Source organism: Bacillus sp. AR13-1, assembly GCF_008042285.1.
Lineage (GTDB): Bacteria > Bacillota > Bacilli > Bacillales > Bacillaceae_G > Bacillus_A > Bacillus_A mycoides.
Map to the genome: position 1 here is coordinate 26,191 of NZ_QNUA01000058.1, position 17,936 is coordinate 44,126.

At 34.7% G+C, this 17,936-nt stretch carries 20 protein-coding genes and 1 pseudogene; 5 read left to right on the top strand and 16 right to left on the bottom strand.

Features of this window, described 5'->3' with window-relative positions; all coding sequences use genetic code 11:
* Positions 1-13: 13 nt before the first annotated feature.
* From DN408_RS29785 to DN408_RS29795, 3 genes and pseudogenes are all read right to left on the bottom strand, one after another.
* Positions 14-919: an NAD(P)/FAD-dependent oxidoreductase gene (locus DN408_RS29785; RefSeq protein WP_003189881.1), complete on the bottom strand. Its 906-nt coding sequence runs from the start codon at positions 917-919 to the stop codon at positions 14-16.
* A 98-nt stretch (positions 920-1,017) separates the two neighbouring features.
* A complete protein-coding gene (locus DN408_RS29790; protein ID WP_002127709.1) occupies positions 1,018-1,419 on the bottom strand; it encodes an Rrf2 family transcriptional regulator in 402 nt (133 codons plus the stop codon).
* Positions 1,420-1,505: 86 nt separating this feature from the next.
* A pseudogene (locus DN408_RS29795) lies at positions 1,506-2,139 on the bottom strand (DUF4085 family protein).
* A gap of 220 nt (positions 2,140-2,359) precedes the next feature.
* On the opposite strand from DN408_RS29795, the gene DN408_RS29800 reads away from it, so the two are divergent.
* The gene (locus DN408_RS29800) at positions 2,360-2,953 is read left to right on the top strand and encodes a hypothetical protein (protein WP_002013060.1); all 594 of its coding nucleotides are present in this window, start codon (positions 2,360-2,362) and stop codon (positions 2,951-2,953) included.
* Positions 2,954-3,121: 168 nt separating this feature from the next.
* Here the strand turns inward: DN408_RS29800 and lpdA are convergent, their stop codons facing one another.
* The 7 genes from lpdA to DN408_RS29835 form a co-directional block, all read right to left on the bottom strand.
* Positions 3,122-4,501 carry a dihydrolipoyl dehydrogenase gene (gene lpdA / locus DN408_RS29805; RefSeq protein ID WP_098632533.1) on the bottom strand — a complete coding sequence of 460 codons (1,380 nt, stop codon included), beginning with the start codon at positions 4,499-4,501 and terminating at the stop codon, positions 3,122-3,124.
* 15 nt (positions 4,502-4,516) lie between these two features.
* Positions 4,517-5,716: a dihydrolipoamide acetyltransferase family protein gene (locus DN408_RS29810; RefSeq protein WP_098632531.1), complete on the bottom strand. Its 1,200-nt coding sequence runs from the start codon at positions 5,714-5,716 to the stop codon at positions 4,517-4,519.
* 27 nt (positions 5,717-5,743) lie between these two features.
* Positions 5,744-6,778 (bottom strand): acetoin:2,6-dichlorophenolindophenol oxidoreductase subunit beta, encoded by a 1,035-nt coding sequence (gene acoB / locus DN408_RS29815; protein WP_002127716.1) that lies wholly within the window; start codon positions 6,776-6,778, stop codon positions 5,744-5,746.
* A gap of 17 nt (positions 6,779-6,795) precedes the next feature.
* Positions 6,796-7,794: an acetoin:2,6-dichlorophenolindophenol oxidoreductase subunit alpha gene (gene acoA / locus DN408_RS29820; protein ID WP_002127717.1), complete on the bottom strand. Its 999-nt coding sequence runs from the start codon at positions 7,792-7,794 to the stop codon at positions 6,796-6,798.
* 169 nt (positions 7,795-7,963) lie between these two features.
* Positions 7,964-8,443 carry a DinB family protein gene (locus tag DN408_RS29825; protein WP_002085139.1) on the bottom strand — a complete coding sequence of 160 codons (480 nt, stop codon included), beginning with the start codon at positions 8,441-8,443 and terminating at the stop codon, positions 7,964-7,966.
* Between the two features lie 41 nt (positions 8,444-8,484).
* On the bottom strand, positions 8,485-9,681 hold the full coding sequence (locus DN408_RS29830) for an MFS transporter (RefSeq protein WP_002013052.1): 1,197 nt from the start codon (positions 9,679-9,681) through the stop codon (positions 8,485-8,487).
* A 123-nt stretch (positions 9,682-9,804) separates the two neighbouring features.
* Positions 9,805-10,764, bottom strand: coding sequence for a helix-turn-helix domain-containing protein (locus DN408_RS29835; protein WP_003189870.1), 960 nt, complete (start codon positions 10,762-10,764; stop codon positions 9,805-9,807).
* A 136-nt stretch (positions 10,765-10,900) separates the two neighbouring features.
* Here DN408_RS29835 and DN408_RS29840 point away from each other — a divergent pair, with 136 nt between their 5' ends.
* Both DN408_RS29840 and DN408_RS29845 read left to right on the top strand, forming a co-directional pair.
* Positions 10,901-11,746 carry an oxidoreductase gene (locus DN408_RS29840; RefSeq protein WP_016127101.1) on the top strand — a complete coding sequence of 282 codons (846 nt, stop codon included), beginning with the start codon at positions 10,901-10,903 and terminating at the stop codon, positions 11,744-11,746.
* A 40-nt stretch (positions 11,747-11,786) separates the two neighbouring features.
* The gene (locus tag DN408_RS29845; protein ID WP_002200267.1) at positions 11,787-12,296 is read left to right on the top strand and encodes a GrpB family protein; all 510 of its coding nucleotides are present in this window, start codon (positions 11,787-11,789) and stop codon (positions 12,294-12,296) included.
* Positions 12,297-12,396: 100 nt separating this feature from the next.
* Here the strand turns inward: DN408_RS29845 and DN408_RS29850 are convergent, their stop codons facing one another.
* The 4 genes from DN408_RS29850 to DN408_RS29865 all read right to left on the bottom strand — a co-directional run bounded on the left by DN408_RS29850 (position 12,397) and on the right by DN408_RS29865 (position 14,358).
* Positions 12,397-12,705 (bottom strand): DUF4181 domain-containing protein, encoded by a 309-nt coding sequence (locus DN408_RS29850; RefSeq protein ID WP_078178692.1) that lies wholly within the window; start codon positions 12,703-12,705, stop codon positions 12,397-12,399.
* Positions 12,706-12,768: 63 nt separating this feature from the next.
* Positions 12,769-13,605, bottom strand: a complete 837-nt coding sequence (locus DN408_RS29855) for a PP2C family serine/threonine-protein phosphatase (RefSeq protein WP_170935230.1) — start codon at positions 13,603-13,605, stop codon at positions 12,769-12,771.
* A complete protein-coding gene (locus DN408_RS29860; protein WP_078178696.1) occupies positions 13,589-14,080 on the bottom strand; it encodes an HIT family protein in 492 nt (163 codons plus the stop codon). Before DN408_RS29860 ends, DN408_RS29855 begins: the two co-directional genes overlap by 17 nt.
* A 104-nt stretch (positions 14,081-14,184) precedes the next feature.
* The gene (locus DN408_RS29865; protein ID WP_078178697.1) at positions 14,185-14,358 is read right to left on the bottom strand and encodes a glycine zipper domain-containing protein; all 174 of its coding nucleotides are present in this window, start codon (positions 14,356-14,358) and stop codon (positions 14,185-14,187) included.
* Positions 14,359-14,573: 215 nt separating this feature from the next.
* Between DN408_RS29865 and DN408_RS29870 the strand changes: the two genes are divergently transcribed.
* A complete protein-coding gene (locus DN408_RS29870) occupies positions 14,574-14,810 on the top strand; it encodes a hypothetical protein (protein ID WP_002085127.1) in 237 nt (78 codons plus the stop codon).
* A gap of 47 nt (positions 14,811-14,857) precedes the next feature.
* Here the strand turns inward: DN408_RS29870 and DN408_RS29875 are convergent, their stop codons facing one another.
* Positions 14,858-15,694, bottom strand: a complete 837-nt coding sequence (locus tag DN408_RS29875; RefSeq protein ID WP_002127727.1) for an ABC transporter permease — start codon at positions 15,692-15,694, stop codon at positions 14,858-14,860.
* On the bottom strand, positions 15,687-16,892 hold the full coding sequence (locus DN408_RS29880) for a quaternary amine ABC transporter ATP-binding protein (RefSeq protein WP_000370622.1): 1,206 nt from the start codon (positions 16,890-16,892) through the stop codon (positions 15,687-15,689). Before DN408_RS29880 ends, DN408_RS29875 begins: the two co-directional genes overlap by 8 nt.
* A gap of 173 nt (positions 16,893-17,065) precedes the next feature.
* On the opposite strand from DN408_RS29880, the gene DN408_RS29885 reads away from it, so the two are divergent.
* Positions 17,066-17,923 (top strand): glycine betaine ABC transporter substrate-binding protein, encoded by an 858-nt coding sequence (locus tag DN408_RS29885; RefSeq protein WP_078178693.1) that lies wholly within the window; start codon positions 17,066-17,068, stop codon positions 17,921-17,923.
* Positions 17,924-17,936: the final 13 nt, after the last annotated feature.

The window sequence follows — 17,936 nt, forward strand, 5'->3', positions numbered from 1 at the left end:
TTCTAAATGCTAGTTAGAACCGCTCATCTGTAATATCACTATTAATAGCAATCGCCGCTTTATTTCCCTGTGATGCAGCAATAATTAACGACGATGGACCTTGAGTCGTTGTTTCTCCTGCTACGTAAATATTTTTTTCTGAAGTACGACCAAAATCATCTATTACAAAAGTTTCATTACTTTGCAGTTCACAACCAAGTTGTTCTAAAAATTGATTTGGTCTAAAAAAAGTAGGTACTATAAATCCACCGGCTCTTTCAATGTGCAAACCTGAATGAAACTCTACTCGCTTTAAATAACCCTCTTCACCTTGTAGTGAACGAATAGGCTCTGTAATAACTCTTATATTTTTATTACACAGTTCATCCATGAAAGGCTTACTTAACTCATTACCATTTGTTGCGATTACTAAATCCGTAGACCAGTTATAAACTAATTTTGTCATATGCAACGTATAATCTTCGTTTTCAGAAATAATAATAAGAGGTTGGTCTTTTAATTCCCATCCATCACAATACGGACAACTAAATAAACTTTTTCCATAGAATTCCCGTACTTTAGGGATGGATGGAAATTCTTCCTGTATACCTGTTGCTAATAAAACTCTTTCCGCCAAATATTTTTTATGATCTAATGTCATAATCTCAAATAAACCAGTCGATTGCTTCGTTATCGTTAAAACTGTTTTTTCATAATAATGAATCGATGGATACTTCTTCAAATCATTTAACCCTAATTCCTTAAACTCTTCTGGTTTAATCCCGTCATGTGTAATAAATCCATGAGACTTTTGCGTTACACGATTCCTATTCGTTTTATTATCAAATAACGCTATTTGTTTACGAGCTCTCCCTAAAACTAAACCTGCATTAAGCCCTGCTGGACCTGCACCTATTACTGCACAGTCAATACATTTCATAAATAAACATCCTCCATGAATAAGCTTAACTCATTTAACTATAATTATAGATATTAAAGAGTCTTTTTATCCTTAATTAATTTAAAAATAAAAGCGGATTAAAAATCCACATTTATTTTTTTCGCAAGATCTACGATTTTTTGATTTCGTAACTCTTCTTCCATTTTTTCCTCTGCCGCAAGCATTACTTCATTAATTAAACATCCAGGTTCCTGATGTAAACAGCATTCAAACAATGATGTTTTTCCTTCAATAGCATGTATAATATCTAAAAAAGAGATATCTTCCCAATTACTGCTAAGTGAATAACCACCTTTAGGTCCTGATGATGAATGAATCATGCCTTCCTTCGTCAATTTAGTTAGTATTTTAGACAAGTATGTTGGTGAAACTTTCTGCATTTCCGCTAACTGATGAACACTAACTAACTTATTTGGCGTAGCCTCTGCCAGAAAAAGCATTGTGTGAAGAGCGTAATTTGTAGCTTTAGAATATTTCATAATACGGCTCCTATTGCAGACTTCATGTATCTACAATATCTTCATTTTTTCATCATGTCAAACATTTGTAATTTAAAGGCATGATATTATTTCTTTTCAAGTAATAAATTCGTTGCACAAATCGTCACTTCTCTAAATGGACAGTCAAATAAAACACCCAGTTCGAAACCGTCTTCAGTAAGCTCTATTTCATGGTATAGCCACCAAGCACCTTCAAAATTTTCAGGTATAGAACATTTGGTCACTCCTGTAAAAGAAACTTGAAGTTTATTGAAATCCCTAAAAGTACCAGTGCAATCTAATACGATAGACAAAGTATATTCTGACTTACACTTTACTACTTTAATCACACTATCATGCAGTGAGAATTCATGTAATTGAACAACGTTTGACGGAAGTTTTTTCTTAATGGAATTAAAATATTCTAAGTATGATTGATCTAATTGTGTCATTCTTTTTTTCATAATCTGCTGTCCACTCTAACAAAAGTTTCCTTAATTCATTAGGGGGATATTTTGAATCAATAGTGTTGTTATAAAAGTATGAATGTAGCGTTTCAGGAAGATAATTTAATAAATCTTCTTTCCTTTCTTCTACTTCATCTTTCAAACTTTGTAAATAATCGGGATCTATTTCTTTACATTTTTCTATTGATTCTATGAAATGTACAAATCCTGAAAGTTGCATTTCTTTATACCAATCTCTTGTAAAATATTTCAATGATATCTCTCCTAAAACATTTTAACATCCAACAAAAGCAATATATCTATTTATTATATCATTCCAATAGCTATTTTTTCTAAAGAATAAATGCAAAACTGTAAATATTCCGCCTATTTTTTCTAAAACTTCAGAATATTTACAAAAATGTGAAATTGGAATACATTTTACATGTACAAGTTTTACCTGTACAAAAATCTAAACAAAAAGGGATGGTTATATGTTGAAGAAATTAGTAGCAGGGACATTAGTAGCAGGTTTTGCATTAACTGGAGGATTAGGAGTAGTAAGTGCTGCAGAAAAAGATAATACAATTAAATCATTTGACTATTTAAAAGTTGATGAAAAGAATGTTAATTCATTTACAAAATTAAGCGATCAATCAAAAAAAGACATCCAAATTACTATGGTACTACCTAAGCAAAATGAAAATGGAGATTGGTTAGCTTATGGCTTTACTAGCAGAGAAACATTGAATGCTTTTATTGAAAAGGATAAAAAGGTACTTAAAAATCAAATTAACCCTTTAGGTAGTGGTGCTGGTAGTACCGATTTTTATGAGCATCAAAATAAAGGTGGACAGTATATTTATTGGAGCAGTGGCTTTAAAAACCTACCTTCTAGCTGGAACGACAGAATTTCTTCTGTAAGTACAGCTTCACCTTCTGCAAGTTATTCAACAACGCTATGGGAACATTCTTCAACTCAAGGATATGGAAAAGGTGTCTCCTTTAGACACTCTGATTGGTATGGTCAAACTGCTAATTTAGCAGCGGATTGGAACGACATAACTTCAGCAATTGAAATCAAATAGTAACAGCGCATTTCAATTAAATAAGCGAAGAAATTTCAAAATCACTATACTCTCATCGATTAAAAAAACATGAGAGTATAGTGATTTTTCTAGTATCTTTTTATACATATTGCTACTTAAATATTATTTACTAAAAAGACCAGTCCTATTAGACTGGACTTTTTACCTTCAAGCATGTACAGCATGTCCTACTGCCTGCAATAATGCCTCATGAATCACTTCAGATAAAGTTGGATGTGCTGCAATATAATCTCTCATTATATCAGCGGTTACTTCTGTATGAATCATCACCGTTCCTTGTCCGATTAGTTCGGTTGCACGAGGACCGATAATAGAAATCCCTACAATTTCTTGATATTTAGGTTCCACAATAACTTTTACTTTCCCCGTTTGTTCTCCAATAATAAGCGCTTTTCCGTTCGCTGTAAATACGAATTCTCCGATGAGGATGTCACCGTATTGCTCTCTTGCTCCTTTTTCTGTTAAACCGACACTAGCAATTTCTGGAGCTGTATAAATACAGCGAGGTACAGCATGATAGTTTACTTTCACATCTTCTCCGCTCGCGTGTAATGCCGCTGTCGTTCCTTCATGGAAGGCAACGTGAGCAAGCTGTATTCCACCAATCACATCACCCGCTGCGTAAATATGTGATCTATTTGTTTGCATATGTTCATTCACAGAAATTCCTTTATTTGAAAATTGAATGCCTGCTTTTTCTAAAGCTAATTCTTGTACACGTGGTTTTCGACCTACAGAAACGAGAATGGATTCCGGGTTGGCTTCTTGGATACTTCCTTCATATTCAAATGAAGCCTGCTTCTTATAATTATTTAATCCTTTTAAAGCCGCTCCTGTAAATATTTTTACGCCATCATTTTCTAGTTTCTCCCTTAAAATTTGTGCGATATCTTCATCTTCACCAGGTAATAATTGCGATGCCATTTCAACAATCGTAACTTTTGTTCCAAGACGACTATAAATGCTTGCAAACTCGCAACCTATTACACCACCACCAACGATTAATAATGATTTTGGTATATTTTCTAGGGACATTGCATGACTACTATTTAAAATCCACTTCCCATCAAATGGAGCAAAAGGTAATTCAGTTGGTTCTGATCCTGCCGCTATAATAAACTGGTCTCCAACTACTACATCTTCTTTATCACCATGTGTAACTCGCACACGGTGATCCGTTTCAAATTTCGCTTTACCTTGTATAACTTTTATTTTATTTTTCTTCATTAAATATTGTATACCTTGTACGAGTTGCGTAACAATTTGTGATTTTCTCGTCTGTATTTGTTTCCAATCAATTGATATATTCTGCTTATCTACTAATACTCCAAAACGATTCGCATGATTAACAATATCGTATACTTCCGCACTTTCTAACAATGATTTCGTAGGCATACAACCGACATTTAAACAAGTCCCGCCAAGATCAGCTTCATCAATAAGAGTGACATCTTTTCCATTTTGAGCCGCGGTAATTGCCGCTACATAACCAGCAGGTCCGCCCCCAATAACAACTAAATTACTCATTTTCTCACCTTCTCTTTATAAAAGAATTGTTACAGGCTCTTCTAAATACTCTTTAATTGTGCGTAAAAATGCAGCTGCTGGTGCACCGTCTAGTACACGATGATCGAATGTTAAACTTAAAGGTAACATACTTCCTTTTCTTAATTTTTTCCCTTTATATACAGGAACATGTTCAATTGTACCTACACCTAAAATACCAGTTTCAGGTGTATTTAATACTGGCGTAAAATATTCAATACCGAAGCTACCTAAATTACTAATTGTAAATGTTGTCCCTTGCATATCATCACTACTTAAACTGCCTGCTCGTGCCTTTTGTGCCACATTTTTAATCTCTTTAGATAACTCTACTAAAGATAGATTATTAGCAAAGCGAATAGCTGGAACGACTAACCCTTTTTCTAACGCGACCGCCATACCTAAATGAACATGTTCAAATTGATGAATGGCATCATTTATATACGCGCTGTTCATTTCTTTATGCTCCCGAAGTGCTAATACAACAGCGCGTGCGACGAAATCTGTAATTGTTAATTTATTTTCATAGCGTTTTTGCACAACTTCAGCCATATTTTTATGTAAAGCAACTAAATCTGTAACATCTACTTTCATCGTTAATGTTAATTGCGCACTATTTTGTAAGCTTGCATGCATACGGTTCGCAATTGCTTTTCGCATACCAGTAATAGGAATGACTTTACTTTCTTCTTGTTCAAGTACTTCTGGAATTGCTACTCTTTCTTCAAGCGCCTTTAATACATCTACCTTTGTAATTCTTCCGCCAGGTCCTGTACCAATTAATGATCTAATATCGAGATTTTCAGTTTTTGCAATTTTCTTTGCTACTGGAGATATTTTAACTCTTTGCTTCGTCACATCTATCGCATATGGTTCTGGATGTTGTACCTTTTTAGGTTCTGGATTAGATGCTTTTTCTTCTACAACATGTATGTTTTCATGAACTTCTACTTTTTCGTCCGGTTTACCGATGTAGCAAATTACAGTACCCGGCGGCACTCCCTCATCTTCACTTACAGCTATATCAAGAACAGTTCCATCAGCTGGTGCTTCTATTTCAGTTTCGATTTTTTCCGAGTTAATACTAGCAATTAGTTCACCTTTTTCTACATTATCACCTGCTTTAATATTCCAGCTCGTAATAATACCTTCTTTCATCGCCATACCTAACTTCGGCATTACAACTTCTACAGCCATGTTTCTCTCTCCCTTCTCATCGTTTCATTACACATGTAATAAAGATTGGTCTCCGATCATTTCTGATACAGTTTCAATTACTTTCTCCGGCGTTGGTAAATATAACTTTTCAAGTGGTGGCGAAAACGGAACTGGTGTATGTGGTGCTGTAATTCGTTTAATAGGTGCATCTAACAAATCGAATCCTTTATCCGCTACAATTGCCGCAATATCTGTTGCGATACTACATCTTGGATTTGCTTCGTCAATAACAATCAGGCGATTCGTTTTTTCAACAGATGCTAAAATCGTATCTTCATCCAGCGGTGATAAAGAACGTGGATCGATTACTTCTACTTCGAGTCCTTTTTCCGATAATTGCTTTGCAGCTGCAAGTGCTGTATGAACTTGTTTTCCAATTGCAACGATTGTTACATCAGAACCTTCACGTTTAATATCTGCTTTTCCTAAAGGAATTGTATAGTGCCCTTCTGGTACTTCGCCTTTCATATTGTAAAGTGTTTTATCTTCAAAGAAGATTACTGGATCGTCATCTTCAATTGCCGCTAATAATAAGCCTTTTGCATCATAAGGAGTGGAAGGAACGACAACTTTTATACCTGGAATGCTCGTAAATAACGCATATAAACTTTGTGAATGCTGTGCCGCTGCGCTAAATCCAGCACCGTGCATCGTACGTACTGTAACTGGCACTTTCGCTTTTCCACCGAACATATAGCGGAACTTTGCACCTTGGTTTAATACTTGATCAAGACAACTACCGATAAAATCATTAAACATTAATTCAGCTATCGGACGTAAACCTGTTGCAGCAGCTGCCATCGCCGCTCCCATATAACCCGCTTCTGAAATTGGAGTATCTAAAATACGATTTCGACCAAATTCTTGTACAAGTCCTTTCGTAACACCGAGTACACCGCCCCATGCTTCATCATCTTGCAAGTGATCCACTTGTGCACCGCCTGCAACATCTTCTCCGATTAAAATTACGTTTTCATCACGACGCATTGATATTTTCATCGCTTCATTAATTGCAGTTGACATACTTACTGTTCTAGTCATTATTTTTCACCCTCCTCTTATTTGTAAGAAACGTATACATCTTTTAATAATTCTTCATCCTCTGGATATGGACTGTTTTCACTAAATTCAATTGATTTTTGTACTGCTTCATCTACTGCCTTTTCCATATCCACAAGTTCGGATTCCGTTAATAAAGCTTCATGAATTAAATGCTTGCGGAAATGCACAATCGCATCTTTTTCATTTAAATGTTCTTCTTTTTCTTCCGCTGTTTTATACGTTTGTGCTTCTCCTTCAAAATGACCGTAATTACGATATGTCATGCATTCAATTAAAGTTGGGCCACCGCCATTACGTGCACGCTCAACAGCCTCTTCCGCCGCTTTATATACTGCTAATAGATCTTTTCCATCTACTTGAACACCCGGAATGTTATATGCTTTTGCACGATCAGCAATAGAGTTACAACTAGAAGCATATTCAAATGTTGTTGCTTCACCGTAACCGTTATTTTCTGCGATAAAAATAACTGGTAACTTCCAAATCGCTGCTAAATTAACCCCTTCATGGAATGTTCCTTCATTATTTGCTCCGTCTCCGAAGAAGCAAACACTTACATCTTTCGTTCCTTTATATTTAGCTGTTAATGCTGAACCGCAAGCAAGTGGAAAACCTCCGCCTACAATCCCATTTGCACCAAGCATTCCTTTATCTAAATCGGCAATATGCATTGAACCACCTTTACCTTTACATAACCCTGTCGCTTTCCCAAAAAGTTCGGCCATCATGCCATTTAAATCACAACCTTTTGCGATACAATGGCCGTGACCTCTATGCGTACTTGTAATACTGTCACTATCTGTTAAGTGGGCACATACACCAACTGCTACTGCTTCTTCACCAGCGTATAAATGAACGAAACCTGGCAGAACGCCTTGCGCGAATAATTCATGCACCTTGTCTTCAAACTTACGAATCTCTAACATTTTTTCATACATCCAACGAGCTTGTTCTTTCGTAATTTCATTCCCTTTACTTTCAGTTGTTTTTAACATGTCCAGCCCTCCTATTTTCTTGTTCATCTTTTATATTGCAAGTACTGTGCCAAATTCTAATCCCTGATTTAATAGGTTTTCTCTTTTCTTTCATAATAAAAAAGTGGACAAAATGAGACATCTGTCTCGTTTTGTCCACTTTTGTTCACCTAATTTGAGAATTATTATCTTATTCATTATCAAAACTCTTCTGTAATTTCCGAATGTAAATAATTTGACCAATGTGATACGCGTTATGAGTCGTTACATTAGCTAATACTTCCCACCACTTCGCAGATACAGGAAATCCAATTACATCACTTTCAACCTTGTCTTCATTTATGAGACTTTGCCATTGTAACAGTTTCTCTAATAGTTTTTCTCTTAACTCTTCAAATGTTTGATTATCTGATAGCATAAAACTTTTGTTATTATCACCAATAGCGGGCACAGCATTAACATTTGATTCTTTGTACCTAGTTTGCCACGTCGTATTCCAATACAGTAAATGTTGTACAATTTCAGCTATACTATTACACTCTTCATTCGGTTTCCAGAAAGCTTCTCTCTCAGATAAATCCTTAACTGCATCTGAAAATGGAATATACCAACTGGGATCATTCGCATTTGCTAATAACTGATCTGCTAATACGTCTTTAACATGGAACACTTTGCTTCCCCCCATTAAAAAGATTCATTTCAAGACAATACTCACTTCTCTATATACGCTGAGTTTGCCAGATCCCCTCTTTTTAGCCTTAATCCCAAACATATGCACATAAAGAAACCAAAAGCACCTAATCCATAAGCTGTTGTATATCCACTTTCCCCGATAATCCATCCTGCAAGTCCTGGTCCAATCATTTGACCAACTGCATAGAAAACGGATATAAAACTAATTGCCATTGAGACATATTTCGGAGATACTTGCTTTGAAGCAGCAACTTGAATTAATAAAAGGATACCTCCGAGGCTGGAACCCCAAATAATTGCCGACATGATAAAGCCAATGGTATGTCCAAATATAATTGGAATCATATCACCTATTACAGCTAATAAAAGTGCAATACATAACGTCTTCTTTATACCAACCCGATCCGAAATCAATCCCCAGACAGGAGCTCCTACGATTGAAAACATTCCTGCAATCGCATAAACAGTTCCCGAAATTGATGCCGCAATACCATTATTAATCATAAAACTAGTTTGATATAAATTTGGAATTAAATAAACAACGCCCACAATAAAATACATCCATGCAATGATGTATAGCTCTTTCGTTTTCCATAAAAACGACTTATTATTCCTTTCCCCCTCATCTTCAGTAACTTCTGGATTTTTCAAAACAATTGAGGCAACGAATACAACAATACATGTAATAACTCCAAACAAAAGCCATGAACCACGCCAACTATACTCTGGAAATGCACGTACTATATAAGGAACAATTATTCCACTAAATAGCATGCCTATGCCAGCACCGCTTAATAATAGCCCCATTGCAGTTCCTCTTTTTTCTGGAAACCATCCTACTGTTATTGACATGAGTGGTGTATATACAAGGGCACTACCAGCTCCAGCACATAACATACAAATAGAGGCTATCCAAAATGAGGAGACAAATGCTAATCCTATTAAACTTATAACGACGAGCCAACTCCCTATTAATAAAACTGATTTTGCTCCAAAACGGATAGTAAGTATTCCAGATGTTCCGACTGTTAATAAATACCCTAAAAAGAGTATGGTTCCTAACATACCTGCTTGAGCTGTAGATAAATGGAGTCCTTCTTGCATAAACGGCAATATAATTCCATATGCCATACGTGCAAAACCCGTCGTTGTTATAATAAGAAACATTCCTGTTAATACAAATATCCAAAAATGACTTTCATTCCGTTCTTTCATTTAAATTCCTCCATAAAAAGTTATTTCCAATTGGATGTTGTTTGTAATTATAATGACCATTACAAAAAGCAACTACCAAATGACGGAGGAATTTACGGTATAGCGGATTATTCCTGTTTTACGTTAATAAATACGTAAAAATTCTGATGGATTCATTCCATACTTTTTACGAAATAACTCTGAAAAATGACTGACATTATTGTATCCAACTGCAAATGCCGTTTCGGTCACATTACTATTTCCCGAACGCAGTAAATCTATCGCATGCTCCATACGCTTTTCTCGTAAATATGCAAATGTGGACATCCCAAATAATTCTTTAAACCCAATTTTTAATTTATAATCATTTAACTCTACTATTTTAGCTAATTCTAATAATGATGGGGGTGATTCCATTCGTTGAAGTAAAATTTCTTCAGCCTGTTTTATTTTATTCAAATCCTGTTTTGATAATTGACTCCTTTTATTTGCGTCACAATCATTAAGCAACACTCTCCCCAAATGTATAGAAAGCAATTCGAGCGCTTTACTTTCTAATTCTAGTTGACTAATACGATCCTTTTGGGGATGCTCTATCATTCTCTTAATAAGATTAGATGTTATAGAATCAATTGGATTTTGAAACTTTTTAAAAGATTGATTTCCTAATATAGAATGAAAATCAAGACTTTTTTCAATAGCATTATTCATCATGAAATGATTAAACAATTGTACAGGAATCCCAATCGCTAATGAATATAGAGGCGTTTCTTTTTCATATTCAAATACTACATCAAAATCATTCATAAAATATAAATAGCTATTTCCAGTCATTAATTCATACGAAGAATGACCAACTTGCACTCCTCCGAACCCTTGTAAACAAAAATTAAGCTCCACCATTGCTGCATCAGATGCAAACTGGATGCGATGGTTATTATGAAATTGATAATTTGATAACACAATTTCCATACCTGAAAATGAAGTACATCTTCGTATTTCACCCATACCTATTGTTTTTGGAACATTCATATGTCTTTCCTCTACAACTTGTAAACCATAAAAATATTTATGAAAAATATCATGAAAACCGTTAGTCTCCATGAAACCCACACTCCTTTTATGTAAAAACCAAAATTTAATTGATAATTATTTTCAATTATATCAAATATCTTTATACAATAAATAGATTTTCTCTTTATAACTCGTTATGATAAAAGAAAAAGAAAGCGAGCGAACAATGAATAAAAAAATCGCGATTATTACAGGAGCATCAAGTGGATTCGGACTTTTAACGACACTTGAACTTGCAAAAAAAGACTATTTTGTCATTGCTACAATGCGCAATCTTGAGAAACAAATAGACTTAATATCTCAAGCTACTAAACTCGACTTACAACAAAATATAAAAGTTAAACAATTAGATGTAACAGATCAAGGTTCTATACATAACTTCCAATTATTTTTAAACGAAATAAACAGAATAGACATTCTCATAAATAATGCAGGATATGCAAATGGGGGCTTTATCGAAGAAATCCCAGTGGAGGACTACCGTAAACAATTTGAAACAAATCTTTTTGGAGCTATATCCATCACGCAACTTGTCTTACCATATATGAGAAAGCAGAAAAGCGGAAAAATCATTAATATAAGCAGTATTAGCGGGAAAGTAGGATTCCCTGGTCTATCTCCTTACGTTTCTTCAAAATATGCATTAGAAGGCTGGAGTGAATCCCTTCGCTTAGAAGTAAAGCCTTTCGGAATAGACGTTGCCTTACTTGAACCTGGTTCTTATAACACGAACATATGGGAAGTTGGTAAACAATTAGCTGAAAACCAATCTGATACAACCTCTCCTTACAAAGAATATATGGATAAAATACAAAAGCACATAAACAATGGCAACGATACACTTGGTAATCCGATGGATGTTGCAAATAAAATCGTAGAAATTGCTGAAGCAAGGCGTACTACATTACGATACCCAATTGGGAAAGGTGTAAAATTTATGATCTTTGCGAAGAAGGTTCTTCCTTGGAGATTGTGGGAGTTTCTTGTATTGAGGAGTTTTAAGAAGATGTAAGTAACTTTATTGAAAAAATATGTAAGGGGGTGCTAATTAAATGCTAGGTTTACCCTATGGTAAAGTGTTTTTAGTTCCGTGGTCCGAAGAGTGGGAATTTGAGTTTTCAAAAGAAAAACAATTAATTGAGGAACACATTGGAAAATATATTTTAGCGATACACCATATTGGAAGTACTTCCATCCCGCATTTAAGCGCAAAACCTATTATTGATATTGCGATGGAATTAAGAGATTCCAAAAGTGGTCTAAAATGTATTACGAACCTAGAACAATTAAATTATAAATATAGAAAAGATGTATTACCCGAAAGGTATTATTTCAATAAAGGTGAGCCAAGAACTCATCAAATTCATATGTATGAACAAGGGAATCCATATTTAATAGAACAATTAAAATTCAGAGATTACTTAATAGACAATAAAACTTCTCGTATGCAGTATGAACAGTTAAAGATTCAACTTTCAACAGCTAACCCTAATGATAAGCATAAATATGCAGAGGATAAAACAAATTTCATTAAATCCATATTGGCTAAAATAAATGATTAAATTGCGAAGACCGAACTTCGTACACATAATAAGAAACCATTCATGTATAGATGAATGGTTTCTTATTAATTAGTTATCTCATTATTTGTACCATCAATAATCATTTTAGTATGAACCCTGTTATTATTAATGCTACAACTCCTAATAATGAAATCAAAAACTCCCGCGATTCCTTATCATATTTCCACTCCATATATGATTGAAATCCATATAACGTAATAAAAAATAAAAGAGGTACATAGCCCATATATATACGATTTGGAAGAAAAGTGCTTATAGCAATAACAACTATATAAGAGGAAATAATAATTCTATTTCCCCACTTATGTGTATCATTCACATATTGGTTATTCCATCCTTTTTGTTTCGGTATATTTAACTGTTTTCTCGCTATTCTTTCAAAAACCAATAAAGATAGCACCCATAAAATTAATAAGGATATTTTTGTACCGGACAGAAAACCCTCTCCTTTTTATTTTTTTACTTTAATTTTCTCCGGCTGATCACTCGGATACGTAGCATTTGTTTTGTTTTCTAGGTCCCAACTAATAATGGTCGCACTATCTCGTCCTAATTGATGATGAACGTGTTCTAAAACATTGTGAACATGTTCTTTAAGCTCTACATTATTTCCATTCATATCATTATAAAGATTTAATGGAGTTTCATAACGGCGTTCCCCGCATTCTAATACCCCATCTGTCACCATTACAATTCGATTCTTTCCAGTACGTAATTCACGAATTCCTGATGAATAGCAAGGAACGGGTAAATCAAATGTGTTTACATTTCCAATCCATTCGTAAAAGTGGCGTTGATTCAATGTATATTGTCCTAATTTATGTAATTCATCATGAAATACATAAACTAAGCAATCACCTATGGAAAGCCACCATATGTAATTTTCTTTTCTTACGCATATTAAGCAAGCCGTTTCACCTTTTACCCTTTCGCACTTTTCTTTAAATGAGCGGGATTGAAATATCGTAAGTATATAATTTTCAACAGATCGAAATACGGTTTCAATTGATTCTTTCATAATCACTTCTATATTTTCATATTCTTTTTGGATTGTATTTACTACTAATTCAACACTTTCTGCACTATTATGCCCGTCTAATATAACGGCGAATTCCCAATCACCATTCGACAAAACTAATGCACCGTCTTCATTCTTTTTTGCTCCGGCACTTATATTCCCGCCGTATCTACCAAGTACGATATCACCATATTGCTTTACTGAAACTTCGTCTAAACACATTTCCCTACTTCCAACCCATGAATATTGTGTATTATTTGTTGTATGCATACTCATTTACCATATACTTTCGTATTCTTTCGCATAGTTTTTTAATTTTCTCTGAATCTCCATGTGGTGCACCAGTCCAATTTGCTACTTCAGTCGGTGACCAAAACTCTTTTGGTGTATTTGGATAACGTGGAATAATGTGCATATGCAAATGTGGTACACCATTACCTGAAACGAAACTGTAAATATGTTCTGCACCTTTGCTTTCTTTAAGCGCTTTACTTACTCTACTTGTTATCAGTCCGAATGCCTTTGCCTCATCTTCAGTTAATTCAGCGAGACCAGGTACATGTCTCTTTATATCAATCATTACATAACCAAGATATGTTTCTTCTGCATCCCAATGGACATGTCCAACGTAAATGAGTTCATCTTCGTAAATAGCTCCACCTGAAACTGTAATGTTCCCTTTATGTTTTTCACAAATGAAGCAGTTTTGTTCTGCTTGATTGTTTATTGGCATATCCATCACCATCCTTTGCATATATAATATCATAAAAAAAGGGAAAATAGGTTTTATATTCCGAAAATTCAATCTCTTGAAACAAGAATTTTCACATTAAAATAATTTATAACTCATTATTTCTTCAAAAGCGTAATCCCCATTCCAACTGCAATCCCAATCGCTATTCCGCTTGCTATATTATCAGTAAATACACCAGGAATTACACCGATTACAACACCTATAGCGACACCAATTGTCATAGCATCATTTCTTTTTTTATTATTAGCCAAAATAGCATCTCCTCTCATAATTTCTCCCCATATAATATCCATTTACATGAACGTTGCTGTCTCCTAATATATTTGCTATTCCGCTTGGAAATTTCCAGAAAATGTACTTTATTACTTTTCCATTCCCCCTACATAATCCTCTTCGTTTGAAAGAATTTTTAAGTCACCATTACATGTACATAGGCATTTACTATAAGAAAGATCAGTAATTTATTGAAGGAGGAACGATTCAAATGTATCCTCATTGGAATCCAAATATAAATCAACAATATGCTTACTCCCCCCATCCAGTAAGGAATACACTGCATTATGATTCGCAATACATGATGCAGCGCATCGCAAGCCTTGAAAGCCAATTAGCTAAATTAATCTCATTAATCGAAGAAAATAATCAATTAATAAAATCAATGGAACAACAGCAAAACCAAGTTTGTGCACCAGCTGGAGGCTCTGTTATTGTTCGGATGTAATTCGAATTCAAAAAACACACTTTGTAGTATAAAGTGTGTTTTTTGAATTATTTTCTTTTTGTATAAAACCCTTGCGTAATTCGGTCTAATATAATCGCAATCACGACGATAGCTAGTCCAGCTTCAAATCCCATTCCGATATTTACTTGTGTTACAGAGCGATATACATCGACGCCAAGTCCTGGCGCTCCTACAAGTGAAGCTGTTACAACCATTGATAACGAAAGCATAATACTTTGATTCACGCCAGCCATGATCGTTCCGGTTGCGAGCGGTAATTGTACTTTAAATAATTTTTGTGATGCGGTAGAACCAAATGCATTCGCAGCTTCAATTAAATCTTCTGGAACTTGTCTAATTCCTAAGTCTGTAAATCTGATTGTCGGTGGCATAGCAAAAATAACGGAAGCAATAATGCCTGGTACGACGCCTACTCCAAAAAATGTTATCGCGGGAATGAGATAGACGAATGCCGGCATTGTTTGCATAAAATCTAATGTCGGCTTTAAAAATTTTGAGAAACGTTCATTTTGAGATGCTAAAATGCCAATGGGAATTCCGATAATAATTGAAATAATAACTGACGTAAGTACGAGCGCTAATGTTTGCATCGTTTGTGCCCAGTAGTTAATATTTAAAATAAATAATAATCCGATGAGCGTAAAAATGACTAAAGATAATTTCCTCGTTGTGTACCAAATGAGGAAACATAAGATGATAATCATCACTATGGCTGGTATTATTGTTAAAAAATTAGTGAGTAAATCAACAAATCCACCGATAATATAGGAGAATCCTCGGAATAAGCCTTCAAAGTGCTCATATAAACTTGCAACAAATGAATCGACCCATTCGCCTAATGGAATGCGCGGAATATTATTCATCGTCTTTCACCTCTTCCTCAATGTTACCTGCAAGAGCTTGAATGACACTTTCACGTTTAATAATTCCTCTCAACCTTTTCTTTTCATCAATTACGGGTAATGGATATTTCATCTCCGCCATTTTTGCATACGTTTCTTCCAGTAATGTATCTAAATACACGTGCGGGATATCGTTAAGTAATAAATCAGCAATTGGCCATTGTTTTTGTACCGCTTTACTTGCATCATCCGCAGTTAATATACCTAGAAATTCATACTTTTTGTTTACAACATATACCGTAGAAACACCTGCATTCCTCATAATTTGAAGTGCTACACGTGGTCCACGATCAATTAATAAAGTCTCCGGTCGTTTCAATATAGATTCCGCCGTAATTACTTTTCCTAAATTCACGTCCGCCACGAATTTCTCTACAAATTCATTTGCAGGGCTCATCATAATTTCTTCCGGTGTTCCAATTTGGACAATTTCTCCATCTTTCATTAATGCGATACGATCACCAATTCGAAGAGCTTCATCTAAATCATGTGTAATAAAAATAATTGTTTTTTCCATTTTATCTTGTAACTCTAACAATTCATCTTGCATTTCTTTTCGAATTAGTGGATCTAATGCACTAAATGACTCGTCCATTAGTAATACATCTGGATTATTCGTTAGTGCCCTTGCAATTCCAACACGCTGCTGCATACCACCACTAAGTTGACTAGGGTAATTATCTTTATGATGATCGAGTCCTACTAACTGTAGCGATTCTAACGCCTTATTTTCTCGTTCCTCTACTGGAACTCCTTGAATTTCTAACCCGTACGCAACGTTTTGTATTACCGTACGATGTGGAAATAAAGCAAACTTCTGAAAAACCATACTCATTTTCGTCCTTCTTACTCTTCGCAATTCTTCTTTTCCCATCGTTGCGATGTCTTCACCATCTATGTATATATGCCCCGCTGTCGGTTTAATTAATTGATTTAGCATTCGAACCAATGTAGATTTCCCACTACCAGACAAACCCATAATAACGAAAATTTCTCCAGTGTATACTTCAAACGTTGCCTTTTTCACACCAACGTTCATTCCTGTCTCCTTTAAAATTTCCGATTTGCTTTTTCCTTCTTTTAATAAGGTAAGCGCCCGTTGCGGATGTTTCCCAAAGACTTTTGTTACATTTTCAACACGTACCTTTGTATTATCCATGTCACTACTCCTTTTCTACCCATCTATTTACATAGTGTTGCGATTTTACAGAGAAATATTACATAAAAATGACATATATAAGATTTCTTTAAAAATTCTTGTTTCCGTTCATAATAAGAAGGTTCACTTATAGATTAATTTATAAAAAGCAAAAGCTTCACAGGAGGTTTTGAATGCGAAAAAAAATATGGATTATAAGTCTGTTACTATTTATTAGTATGATTTTCACTTCTTGTAATGCAACAAATGCAAATTCGAAAGGAAAAATTAAACTTGGTGTAACAAGTTGGAAAGAAAATATCGCAACCGCAAATATGTGGAAAGTTTTATTAGAAGAAAACGGCTATAAAGTTGAACTCATGTATTTAGAAAAAGCTGCGATATGGACTGGCGTCGCACGTGGTGATGTTGATGCGAATCTAGAAGTATGGCTTCCTGTTACGGATAAACCATTAAATGCCCGTTACAAAGATGACTTCGTCTTAAAATCAAAATGGTATGAAGGTACTGGGCTTGGTTTAGTCGTCCCTTCTTATGTGAAAAACGTTAACAGTATTGAAGATTTAAATGCACATAAAGATGAGCTAGATAATAAAATTGTTGGGATTGAACCTGGTAGTAGCCTAATGAATTTAACGAATAAAGCAATGAAGGAATATGATATAAAACTAAAACTTGTCCAATCTTCAGAAGCTGCGATGATGAGCGAACTAAAGAAGGCATATACGAAAAAGAAACCAATCGCTGTTACGCTTTGGAATCCTCATTGGGGCTTTTCAGAATTTGACTTAAAATATTTAAAAGACCCTAAGAAAGTATATGGTGAAAAAGATGACATTTATTACTCCGTTCGTAAAGGTTTCGAAAAAGATCATCCGGATATTGTGAAATACTTTGATCAATGGAAAATGAACGATGAACAACTTGGTACGTTAATGGTCATGTTAAATAAAACGAAAGATCCAGAAGAAGCTGCTCGAAAATGGATAAAAAAGAATCAAGCTTTAGTTGATGAATGGATAAAAGAATAAAGAATGACAAAAA